Genomic DNA, 11,689 nt, shown 5'->3' with positions numbered 1-11,689 from the left:
CGATGCACAGCACAGTCAAACAACAATTGTAGAGCCCCCCACTCTTTCCCCTTTCCGCAACTGCAAAGAAATACGTCCCTTCTATATCGATTTAAAACCAAGCTTAAACAGCACGAATTGACACCCGACACGTTACACGTTACAGTAAAGCAAATTGACCATTACCTATTGACTACCAGCACAAGAGGGATCTGGCATGGCAATCAAAAGTTTTAAACATAAAGGGCTTAAAAAGTTTTTTTATAATGGCGATACAAGTGGCATACAAGCTAACCACTTGCAAAAAGTAGGATATATATTAGACGCGGTAGATGCTTCACATCATCCAAAAGACTTAAAAAGTATTTATGGGAATAAATTTGCAGAAAAGAAAGGCTCCGGGGCAGGGGTTTATAGCCTAGAGGTGAATGGCAATTGGCGGATCACCTTCCAAATACATGATGATGGAGCAGTACTGGTGGATTACCGTGATTACCACGGTAAATCAATAAAGGCAGTTTAACATCTACCTAATATTACCAAAAAATTTAGCAGCCCTCTTAAAGAGAGGTATGGAGATTAAGATGAAACAAACTAGAAAACCATCGCATCCGGGTGAGTTTTTTAAGTTCACCATACTGGACGAACGTAATATATCTATTACGGACGCAGCCACTTATCTTGGAGTTTCAAGAAAAGCATTAAGCGAGTTTATTAATGGCAAAGCAAAGTGCTCTCACGCTATGGCCAGACGGCTCTCTGAGTCGACAGGAACGGGCGTTTCCATTTGGATAAACATGCAGGCAAAGCTTGACACCTGGGAAGCTGAAAATATGCCCCTTCCTGATAACATCCAGCCTATACCAGATTACAAGGTCGCTTAAAAGTTCTAGAAAAAAGTACAAAAATCAATGGAGTCAAAAATCAAGCGATTTGACCCCATTGATTTTCCAAAAAGACATTCTGACCTCTAAGCAAAATCAATACGGAAATATTCCACTTTTTCACTGAACAGCGGGTCAACATGCAAGGCTGATTTTTCAAACACCATACCCAGTTTTTTCATAACCTGTATCGACGCCCCATTCTCCTTTACCGCAATAGCAGAGAAGCTTTTCACCTGATGTTTATCTGCTAACACATGCATAATGTGTTTTGCCGCTTCTGTGGCGTAGCCCCTACCCCAAGTTGCTTGCTTAAAGCGCCAGCCTAATTCCCAATTATCAAACTCTGGTTTTTCACTAAAAAAGTGCATAGGCCTGACGAGTACCCAACCTAAATAAAGTTTTGTTGCCGTGTCGCAGACTTCCCAAATCCCCCAACCTTTCTCAGGGTTTAGATACTTAGCCAATCGCGGCAGCATACGGTCTTCAATATCTTGCAAAGTACTCGGCACGCCTTTAGTAATGTATTTCATCACCAGCGGATCACTGTCAACATCAAGTAAACGTGGGCCATCGGCTAGAGTCATCAGTCGATAGCTAAGACGTTCTGAAGGATTGATTATCATTGGTTTAGATCCTAGTAAGTGTAATTTGCCAATATGATAAATATACCGCGCCATCTACCAGTATTTTCATCGTCTCTGACCCTGCAGGTTTCAACCGCACCTATTGTAGGAGGCCCTTTAGGGCCGAACAAAACAAAAGCAAATGTTATTTTTAAGGTCACATTTTAAGTTTATTAAAGAGGTTGTTTTTTCCCGACTAAAGTCGGTCCTCATGGATGAGGCTTGAAAAACGTCATGCGGACGCCGCGCGGGATGACGTGAGCAAAGCGAATGCTCTATTCACGCAGTGAATGCCTTGTGCGCAAAGCGCAGCGTAAATCTTAAACAACAGCAAACTCCCTATCCAATTCACTCACCCCCAAGCCACTCTTTTTAGTCACCCGCAACTGCGTCGGTATACGTTCTTTCATGGCTTCGATATGACTAATCACCCCAATCATCTTGCCCGATGCATTCAGGTTATCCAAGGCATCTAAAGCGATATCAAGGGTTTCGGAGTCGAGGGTGCCAAAACCTTCATCTAAAAACAGTGAGTCGATGCTGGTTTTGTGACTGACTAAATCAGACAGGGCTAAGGCCAGCGCAAGGCTGACTAAAAAGCTTTCACCGCCTGATAGGGTTTTGGTATCGCGCTCTACATCACCCTGCCAGGTATCGATAACACTTAAGGCTAAACCTTCTGCGTCTTTGCGTTTTAACAAATAACGGCCATGTATCCTGTCGAGTTGTTTGTTGGCTAGATAAACTAAGTTGTCTAAGGTCAACCCTTGGGCAAAACGCCTGAATTTATCGCCATTGGCTGAGCCAATTAGTGAGTGTAAATAACTCAGATCATCGTATTCTTGCAGTTGTTGGGTAATTTGCAGGTACAGGTCTTTTTGCCGTTCGCCTAACGCTAGGTCGGCTTGTAGTTGCTGGTTAAGCTCCCCTCGCCTTTGCACGAGTTTATCTTTATCGCTGTGGCATTGTTGCAGCTTTATTTGTACTTGCTCTTGCGGTGTTTTTTGCCATGTAGCAGCCTGTTCAGCATTTTGCAATACCACTAATTGCTCGCTGGCTTGTTCAAATAAAGTAGTCGCACGCTGCGTTTGTTGGTCGAGCTGTTGTTTGAGCTGATTTAAGCGTGTGCGTTCTGACTCCGATAGCAGGGCTTGCTCGAAGCTTTGCTGGGTAGCAAAGGGACTAAGCGCGAGAGCCTCTTGCCAGCTATTTTGGTCTCGCTGTATCTGTTGTTGCAGGTCTTGCTGACGTTGCTGCTCGTTTGCAATGGTGATGGTGATATGGTTAAAAGCCTGTTCGGCCTGCTTATATAAGTCGCTTTGTTTGGCCCAGCTTTGTTCAGCAAAATCTAAGGTAGCACTCGCCTGTTGCCGAGCTTGCGCCACCGTAAGGTCGCCAAATAGTTCACTGCGCTCTTGTCTTAGCGCTGATAGTTGCTGATGCAAGGAGTCTGCCGTTTGCTGGGCAGATGCGACTTGGGTGTTTTGCTGTTGCAACTGCTCTGTGAGCGTTGTCAGTTGATGTTGCTGTTGACTGAGCTCTTGGCGCAGTTCTGCATCTTGTTTAACTTGCTGTTGATAGTGGGCCGCATCTTGGCGCTTAGCAGCTATCCACTCAAGCAAATCGCCCTGGGGTATTGCATAACCGAGTTCGCTGATCTTATTATTCAGCGCCTGTTGGTTGTCTGTAATCGCCTGTTGTTGTGCCGCCAATTGCTGAGCAATTTTATCGATGTTGGCTTGCCCACTGCTGCGATTTTGCTCAAGTAACTTAAGCTCGGCGTTAAGGCTATCCACGGCACGCTGTTCATTATCTAAGACCTGCCTGCTTTGCAAGCGGGCTTTATCGAGTTGGCGCAGGCTATGTAGCTGTTGGGTAATTTGCTCAAGATCGTGTTTTAACTGACTTTCAAAACTGGCTAAGGCGGTTTCATTGGCTATTTCACTTTGCAGATGCAAGTTATGACTGAGTGTTTGCCACTTAGCTTGCAAATCATCAATATTGCCGCTTAAGGCATGCATTTTTAGCTCAACTTCGTTTATTTGCTGGACTGTCAATTGCAGGCTTTCGCGGGTTTGCATGCCCACTTCAGTGACTTTATCAAAGGCCAACTTGGCTTGATCTAAACGGTTAATCGTCGCAGGAATATCTAAAGCTTGTTCAGCCGCTAAGGGATGCTGAGTGGCGCCGCACAAGGGGCATTCTTCATCGTCTTGCAATAGCTGGCGATATTGCGCCAGTTGTTCTTCTTGTGACACCAAGCGTTGCAAGTCATCAAGCTGTTGCTTGTGCTGTTTAAATTGATGGGCCAGTTCATTGCGCTTATGGCTGAGTTGGGCTTCTTTAACTTGCAGACCTTGCAGCTCAGTTTGCTTGCTGCTTTTATCTGCGCTTAATTGAAGATAGCGACGCTGGGTATCTTGGATTTTAAGCAGTTCTGGCCATTTGGCACTTAACTTAACTTGTTTTTGTTCTAGTTGGTCAATGTCGCCTTGTTTAACTAAATCAGTAAACTGCTGCTCTTTATCTTGCCAATCTTGTTGTTGCTGATTAAGCGCCTTTTCACGGGTTTGTCTTTGCTCATTGAGCTCAGAGATTTGCCCACTTTGTTGCTTAACTTGCTGGTTAAGGCTTGCCGACTCTTGTTCTAAAGCTTGCTGAGTTTGTTGCTCACGGGCTAACTGGCTGAGTTGCTGTTGCCAGCTATTAAGGTGCTCACTTACCGCGCTGTCTGCTTGATGGCTGCTTAGGTAAGTTTGAATTTGCTGCTGTTGCTGTTGCAAGGCCAGTAAAGTGCTTTGCTTTGCTTGTTGTTGCTCAGTGCTAGTGTGTTGCTGCTGTTTAAGACGAGTCAGCTCGAGTGTAATATCAGCAAGTTTGCCGGCTTGGCTTTGAATAGTCCCATCTAAGGGCAGTACTTTGTCAGTAATAAGCAGCTCTTGGCTTTGCTGCCCTTGTTTGGCCTGTGTTAGCGCGCTAGTGGCTTGCGTTAGGGCTACATCAGCCTGCTTAGCTTGCGCAGTCGCAGTAGTGAGCTCTTGCTGTTTAAGCACGAGCTGCTGGGTCATTTTTGCCAACTCGTGCTGCACACTTTTAAGCAATTCCCATTGGGTACGCAACCGTTCGGCCGGTTCGCTATTGGCTAACTTATGTAGTTCAGTTTTTGACTCTGAGAGGGCTATATTGGCCTGTTGGCTTAACTCGCTGGCCTGTTGCCGCTGTTGTTGAGCACTGCTGAGTTTATCCCACCAGCTAAGATGCTGTTGACACTGGATTAACTGCTGCTCTATTGCCTGTTGCTGGTGCTGGCATTGTTGTAGCTCATCTTGCAGTTGCTGTTTTTGCTCTGGGCTGAGTAATTGCAAGGTGTCAGCTCTGGCTTGCAACTCTTTAAGGCTTTGTTTGGCTTGGGTAAAGTGCTCATGCACCTTGATAGATACCAATCCATAAATGTCGGTGCCAGTGAGCTCTTCAAGCAACTCGGCCCGCTCTCTCTCATCGGCATTTAAAAAGGCGGCAAAGTCGCCTTGGGATAACATCATCGACTTAGTAAAACGGCCAAAGTCTAAACCCGTTAATTGCTCGACGGCCTCGATTTTCGCTTTAATTTGGGTGGCAATCACCTTACCACTAACCACTTCGGCTAATTCGCTATCAGCTTGCTGTAAATTACCCTCCAAATTGCCACGGGAGCGACGCATGCTCCAAAACGCCCGGTAGGCCATGCCTTTTACTTCAAACTCTACCTCGGCCAAACACTCGGCGGTGCCACGAGTCATGATCTCATTAGATGAGGTAGTGATTTGCCCCAAACGCGGCGTTTGGTGATAAAGCGCTAAACAAATGGCATCAAGCAAGGTAGTTTTGCCCGCACCAGTAGGGCCAGTGATGGCAAACAAACCATTATCGGCAAAAGGCGATTGCGTAAAATCAATCTTCCATTCACCTTTTAAGGAGTTAAGGTTTTTTAAACGTAGGGTGAGAATTTTCATGCTTGCTGCCCCCCGTCAGACGCGGTGCTGGCGCCTTGATGCTGGGCTTCAGATAATATCTGCTCAAACTGCTGGCGCACGCGCTGCACCCTTGCTAGCTCTGCTTCACCTGCAAACTTTTCCATGTTCAAACGTAATTCAAATACATCTAAAGGTTTGAGTTCTGCTAGCGTCTCGCGCTGCTCCTGGCTTAATAGCTGACGTTGTTTATTGCGACTGCGGCGCAGCTGCAGTACCTCTACATTTGCGCCTTCGGTCAGGCTTTGAATGCGTTGTTGTAGGTCAGATAAATAATCTTGGGTCTCTACCTCAATACACAGCCAGCAAGGCATCTCTTGTACTGCCTGCTCTTGACTTGTGAATTGTTGCAAGGCCTGTTCGATAGTCGCTAAATCACCTTTGATCACCTGCATAGGCTGAAAACGCGGTACGTCAATGGCGCTAAGATGACGAGTGCCATCCTTAAACTCCACCAGCATGACTTGCTTTTGCGAAGTGAGTTCATCAAAGCTCAAGGGAATGGGCGAGCCGCTGTAACGAATATGCTCAGTTTTAGCCACTAATTGCGGCCGATGAATATGCCCCAAAGCAATGTAGTCTGCAGGGGGAAACCCATCTGCAGCAAAGCCATCGAGGGTACCAATGTATATATCCCGCACACTGTCGGATTGACTCACACCCAGCGCAGTTAAATGGCCGGTAGCAATAATGGGTAAAGTTACTCCGCTTTGTTGCATCTGTTTTTGTTGCATCACTACGGCCAGTTGATAGAGCTTGGCGTAGTGCTGTTTGATGGCATTACCCAATGCCTGGCGTTTGTCTATACCGCTTTCACCGGCAGAACTTTGCAGTACATCACGGGGGCGAATAAAGGGTACGGCACATAAAATCGCCCCTGGATTACCGCTTTTATCAGGAATACAAAACACTTGCTCGTTGATATCAACCCCAGTGCTGGCCACCACAAAGGTGTTTAAACAAGCTAAAATTTGTTTGGATTCATTCAGGGTTGATACCGAGTCATGATTACCGCCCAACACCACCAATACACACTTGAGCTGCTGGAGGTCGACCACAAACTGGTTGTATATTTCGCGGGCATAGCTAGGTGGTGTGCCAGTATCAAATACATCACCAGCAATGATCACTGCATCAATTTGTTGTTGCGCCACTTGCGCCAGTAACCAATTGATAAAAGCCTGATGTTCGTCTTTGCGGCTTTTAGTGAAAAAACTCTGACCCAAATGCCAGTCTGAGGTGTGTAGCAGCTTCATGCCTAAAATCCCACGCTTTAACAGCTATTTGTTCAAGAATGACGCAATAACTGCTTGTTAGTCCTAAAGAAACGAACATTACACTATCGTTGGTGTGGTTGGCAGATGAAAAACATTTATTCACCTAAAAATCAGTAAACAAAGAGTAACAACTCAATATTTACTCCTCAGTCTTAGGCAGTTTGAAGCGACTGAGTTGTTGTTTTAAATTGTGAATTTCATGTTCCAGCTCCTCACGTTCATCTAGCAGGTCGAGTATCAAGGCGATACCGGCCCAATCGAGCAATAGATCACGTTTAATACGCGCGGCTTTTTTGACGCTTACTAAGCTGGTCACACTAAATTGCCATTGCTCAATCACCTCTCCTTGGATTGGAATAGCAATGCTATGTTCAACCAGTTCATACAACATAGCTGAATCAATCTCACTGCAAGCACATAGCTCTTCGCTACTTAGCCAGCGGTCTTGTTCTGAAACAGTAATCTGCAACATGTTTATTTACTCCAATTGGCGCGCGGATCAAATTGACTTTTTTCTGCCAACTCATTCCACAGAGTCTTGTTTGCTTCGTCAGTTGAGGTAGGCACTACAATTTTAAGCACGGCGAATAAATCACCCTGTACTTTTTTATTGAGCAAGCCCTTGCCTTTAATGCGTAAACGCTGTCCCGATTGACTATTGGCAGGGATATTCAGTTGAATATCACCACTTAAGGTGGGTAGTTTAACTTTGGTACCCAATATGGCTTCCCAAGGAGCAATGGGTACAACTATGCTCAAATTTCGACCGTCTACATCAAACAATGGGTGGGGTGCAAAACGAATTTGTAGATATAAGTCGCCATTATCCGCCTTTGTTGTACCGGGTCCGCCTTGGCCCTTAAGACGAATCCGCTCCCCATTAGCGACACCAGCCGGAATTTTCACTTTCAGCGACTTGGGCTGATCGCTCACGCGACCATTGGCATCTTGCTGTTGCAGAGTGAAGCTTACGGGTTTAACACTATCAACTAAGGTTTCTTCTAAAAACAGCGGGAATTCGATTTCAATATCTTGACCTTTTTGACGCATTGTTTGGCTACCCCTGTGCTGCCGTCCATGCTCAAAACCGCCATGCCTTGCACCAAATATTGAATTAATAAAATCAGAAAACTCTTGATCGGTTTGCGGATCACTTTGTTGATAATTGCCTTGTGCATTAGCCGAACTATGCTGATTGCGCGATCGGTTTAAATGATGGCGACGCAGTTCATCATATTGCGCCCGTTCTTTGGCACTATGCAGCACTTCATAGGCTTCACCGATTTCTTTAAATCTTTCCTCGGCATCAGCATGCTTGCTAACATCAGGGTGATATTGTCGAGCCAGTTTTTTGTAAGCCACTTTTATGGCTTTATCATCGGCCTCAGGCTCAATACCAAGCACCTTATAATAATCTTTAAAATTCATTCTAGCCCCTAAAAGCAACACGCCCGAAAGTGAGTTTACTGTGTTGGATCAACTATATTCATTGTATGTGATGATGAAATTAAACAGTTTGATCTTGATCAATCCTACCAGCTTACACTGAGTCTAGTTGATTACTATCATCCCTTAGTAAAATAACAGAAGTGATTAACTTCTGCTGAAAACTGAAAATCTTATCTATTGATTTTATTAACTTTATCTAATCTTGTTATGTAAGCACATACCTAAGTATCACCTCGTAGATTTTTTAATCAGTTCAAATAGGCTTTAATAGACCCATCGAAACGCGGCAACTATCAGGCAACGTTTTAAACTAAACCCTAACTAATTATGAATATATTGAGGAATTGACCATGTTGAAAATCGTTAAAACTTCTATCGCTTTAGCCGCCGCTTCTTTCATTGTTGCTGGTAATGCTCAGGCCGATATAAACGAAGCACTACAAAATATCTGCACTATCGTTAAAGCTGACGATAAAGGCGAATTACGCAAAAAAATGAAAATGGTCCAGTCTGACTACCGTTTACAATTACAAGATTATTACTCAGGTATCTCATGTGGCGGCGAAAGCTTAATCCGCACCGCGATGTTAAACAACGCAGTTGAGACCGGTACGTTAATGGTTAAGAAGATGCCTAAGGGCGACTTAAGCTCACCAGAGTCAGATGGCAAAACCATCTCTGCCTGGGCCACTGAAAAAGGCTTAGATAGCTCGCCTATCGTGGCTGCTCTTAACGAAAGAATCTAAAAGATAGCGGCGAGCTTCTAGCTGCGAGCCGCGAGCAAAAAATAAAGCGTTTTAGTTTTATCTTTAGCTCGCCACTCGCAGCTCGACGCTAATAGCTCGTCGCTGCTCCACCGTTCAACATGGTGGGTGGAGATTAATCTCTCCTCCTAAAAAATCGGCCTCTTTTGAGGCCGTTTTTTTATGCATTGAAAAGATAGCAACAGGCAAAATACACCAGCCTTTGCTTTTATATTTTTTAGCTCGAAGCTAATGACTCGCCGCTCGAAGCTCTATATCGCAATACCATCAGACTTGCCCTCTCGTCTTGCTGCACTGCACTGTTGGCCAAGCGCCAAACACCATTAATTAGCAGGGCGAGAGGCATATCATTTTGGCTGACTAAGGCAATCTTATCTCGTTGCCACGGCGGTATTCGCCATTCTTTATACCACTGTTTTAAGGGTTTAGAATGTTGCCCGCCTGCCGGAGTAAAACGTTGGGCAAAGCCGCCAAATTGTATTTTAATTTCGCCTAGTTGAGGGTCTAAGAGCAAGCCCAGATCACCAGGGTCTCCTTGCTGAAAGGGGGATTTACTTAAAGTGCCGAGCGGCGCTGGTAGGCTGACTACCTTTTGTCCCTGCCACAACAAGGTATGGGCTGGTATTGTGGGCGCAAGTGCTAATATATATAAATGCTGATTAAAGCGTCTAAACTGCCAACTGCCCCATTGAATGATGGGCTTAGCATCCTCTTTAGCGTCAATCAGCTCAGGTTGCAGTTTCTGTAAAACCGCCTGTGAAGGACTTGAAATGCCTTGTTCATCTAACCATTGCCTCACCACTTGATGTAACCATGCGGAACTTAGTTTACTTAAGGCTTGCAGGCACAAGGTGTTATCACTTGTGCGTATTGCTTGCAGTTTCTCTTGGGCCACTTCTTCAAGTAAATCTTGCTGTTGGGCGCAAAGGGCTGCACTGCGCGACACAGTTTTAGCTATGTCAGGCCATTTTTTTATTAAACTAGGCAGAATGTCATGACGCAGAAAGTTACGCTCAAAATGGGTGTTTTGATTCGACTCGTCTTCAACCCAAACTAAGTCTTGCTGTTTCGCATAGTCATTGATGTTTTGCTGAGTAAGGGCTAAAAATGGCCGCAACAGGTGAACCACTTTATTGAGTTGGCCAACGGATTTAGTACTATACAATGCCATGGCCGCTAAGCCTTTAGGCCCTGCTCCGCGCTTTAGCTGTAATAGAAAGGTTTCAAGTTGATCATCTTGATGTTGAGCCAACAAAATAACACTGTTAGCTGGCGCAAGCTCCAGTAACTTTGCATAACGGGCTTCACGCGCTAGTGCTTCTAGACTTTGACCTGAGTCACTCGCGAGGTTTACCTTTACCCCTTGAAATGCCACCTTCATATCTAAGCAAATCTGCCGACAATGGGCTAGCCATTTATCAGCATTCGGGCTAAGACCATGATGAATATGCACTACACTGATAGGATTAGTCACCAAACCTTTATCCCGCAAGGCAACTAAAGCATGGAGCAAGACATGCGAGTCAATACCACCACTGTAAGCAAGCACTAGCGTTTGCTCGGATTGCAAAGCAACACATTTAAATTGGTGATCTAAGGTAGCTATCAAATCCATAAGGGCTCAGTTTACTCTGCTTTTAAAAGCACAAAGCCATTGGTTGTTGTTACAACCAATGGCTTATATTTGTCATGTAGCTTGGTTTAGCAATAACCAAACGACATTAAACGCTCATAGCGTTGCTCTAATAAATCTTCAGTCGATAAGGTCGACAATTGAGCCAACTGTTGTTTCAGAGTCGCTTTCAAATTGGCGGCCATACTGTCGTGGTCACGATGCGCGCCACCTAATGGCTCTTCTACAATATGGTTAATCAAACCCAATTCTTTAATTCGTTTGGCCCCCACGCCCATCGCCTCTGCCGCCAGCGGTGCTTTGTCAGCACTTTTCCACAGAATCGATGCACAACCTTCGGGCGAGATAACCGAATAAGTACTGTATTGCAGCATATTCACTCTGTCACCTACACCAATGGCTAAGGCGCCACCTGAGCCACCCTCACCAATTACCGTACAAATAATCGGCACTTTTAAACCTGACATGACTTTTAAATTTGTGGCAATGGCTTCACTTTGACCGCGCTCTTCAGCACCGACACCAGGATAGGCACCAGGGGTGTCGATAAAGGTAATGATAGGTAAATTAAAACGCTCAGCCATTTTCATCAATCGTAATGCTTTGCGGTATCCCTCAGGTTTGGGCATGCCAAAGTTACGACGAATTTTTTCTTTAGTATCACGGCCTTTTTGATGGCCGATGACCATAATAGGCCGACCATCCAATTTGGCTAAACCGCCTACGATGGCTTTATCATCCGCGAAGGCTCTATCACCAGCCAACTCTTCAAAATCAGTCAATATTCTAGAGACATAATCAAAGGTATAAGGACGCATCGGATGACGGGCTAATTGCGAAATTTGCCACGCACCTAAATTAGCAAAGATCTTTTTACTTTGCTCTGCGCATTTTTCACGCAATTTAGTAATTTCTTCTTCGATGCTAACGTCAAATTCACCACCCTGATTGACCTGTCGCAATTCTTCAATTTTCGCTTCTAATACGGCGATAGGTTTTTCGAATTCTAAGAAATTTACACTCATTACACACCTAATTGTTTTGCTTACAGCAGAGTAAACACTGTG

At 44.9% G+C, this 11,689-nt stretch carries 10 protein-coding genes; 3 read left to right on the top strand and 7 right to left on the bottom strand.

The window, feature by feature from the left end; translation table 11 throughout:
* Positions 1–196 precede the first annotated feature (196 nt).
* Entirely contained in the window at positions 197–502 is a 306-nt protein-coding gene (locus tag ABKW31_RS02070; protein ID WP_348614540.1) for a type II toxin-antitoxin system RelE/ParE family toxin, read from the top strand.
* A gap of 61 nt (positions 503–563) precedes the next feature.
* Positions 564–863: a HigA family addiction module antitoxin gene (locus ABKW31_RS02065; RefSeq protein WP_348614539.1), complete on the top strand. Its 300-nt coding sequence runs from the start codon at positions 564–566 to the stop codon at positions 861–863.
* An 86-nt stretch (positions 864–949) separates the two neighbouring features.
* Here ABKW31_RS02065 and ABKW31_RS02060 read toward each other — a convergent pair whose 3' ends face one another.
* The 5 genes from ABKW31_RS02060 to ABKW31_RS02040 all read right to left on the bottom strand — a co-directional run bounded on the left by ABKW31_RS02060 (position 950) and on the right by ABKW31_RS02040 (position 8,204).
* Complete coding sequence (locus ABKW31_RS02060; RefSeq protein ID WP_348614538.1) at positions 950–1,489, bottom strand: GNAT family N-acetyltransferase; 540 nt, start codon at positions 1,487–1,489, stop codon at positions 950–952.
* A gap of 320 nt (positions 1,490–1,809) precedes the next feature.
* Positions 1,810–5,481: an AAA family ATPase gene (locus ABKW31_RS02055; protein ID WP_348614536.1), complete on the bottom strand. Its 3,672-nt coding sequence runs from the start codon at positions 5,479–5,481 to the stop codon at positions 1,810–1,812.
* Positions 5,478–6,755: an exonuclease subunit SbcD gene (gene sbcD / locus ABKW31_RS02050; RefSeq protein ID WP_348614535.1), complete on the bottom strand. Its 1,278-nt coding sequence runs from the start codon at positions 6,753–6,755 to the stop codon at positions 5,478–5,480. Before sbcD ends, ABKW31_RS02055 begins: the two co-directional genes overlap by 4 nt.
* A gap of 160 nt (positions 6,756–6,915) precedes the next feature.
* Positions 6,916–7,248, bottom strand: coding sequence for a chaperone modulator CbpM (locus ABKW31_RS02045; protein WP_348614534.1), 333 nt, complete (start codon positions 7,246–7,248; stop codon positions 6,916–6,918).
* A gap of 2 nt (positions 7,249–7,250) precedes the next feature.
* Complete coding sequence (locus ABKW31_RS02040; protein ID WP_348614533.1) at positions 7,251–8,204, bottom strand: DnaJ C-terminal domain-containing protein; 954 nt, start codon at positions 8,202–8,204, stop codon at positions 7,251–7,253.
* A gap of 371 nt (positions 8,205–8,575) precedes the next feature.
* Here ABKW31_RS02040 and ABKW31_RS02035 point away from each other — a divergent pair, with 371 nt between their 5' ends.
* Positions 8,576–8,971, top strand: coding sequence for a DUF3718 domain-containing protein (locus ABKW31_RS02035; protein ID WP_348614532.1), 396 nt, complete (start codon positions 8,576–8,578; stop codon positions 8,969–8,971).
* A gap of 235 nt (positions 8,972–9,206) precedes the next feature.
* Here the strand turns inward: ABKW31_RS02035 and tilS are convergent, their stop codons facing one another.
* Together tilS and accA are read right to left on the bottom strand one after the other, a co-directional pair.
* Complete coding sequence (tilS, locus tag ABKW31_RS02030; protein ID WP_348614530.1) at positions 9,207–10,604, bottom strand: tRNA lysidine(34) synthetase TilS; 1,398 nt, start codon at positions 10,602–10,604, stop codon at positions 9,207–9,209.
* Between the two features lie 86 nt (positions 10,605–10,690).
* The gene (gene accA, locus ABKW31_RS02025) at positions 10,691–11,647 is read right to left on the bottom strand and encodes an acetyl-CoA carboxylase carboxyl transferase subunit alpha (protein ID WP_348614529.1); all 957 of its coding nucleotides are present in this window, start codon (positions 11,645–11,647) and stop codon (positions 10,691–10,693) included.
* Positions 11,648–11,689 lie beyond the last annotated feature (42 nt).

Origin of the sequence: Paraglaciecola sp. 25GB23A, from assembly GCF_040012495.1 — a bacterium.
In the GTDB taxonomy this organism is placed as follows: domain Bacteria; phylum Pseudomonadota; class Gammaproteobacteria; order Enterobacterales; family Alteromonadaceae; genus Paraglaciecola.
This window is presented reverse-complemented; position numbering and strand designations above follow the sequence as displayed.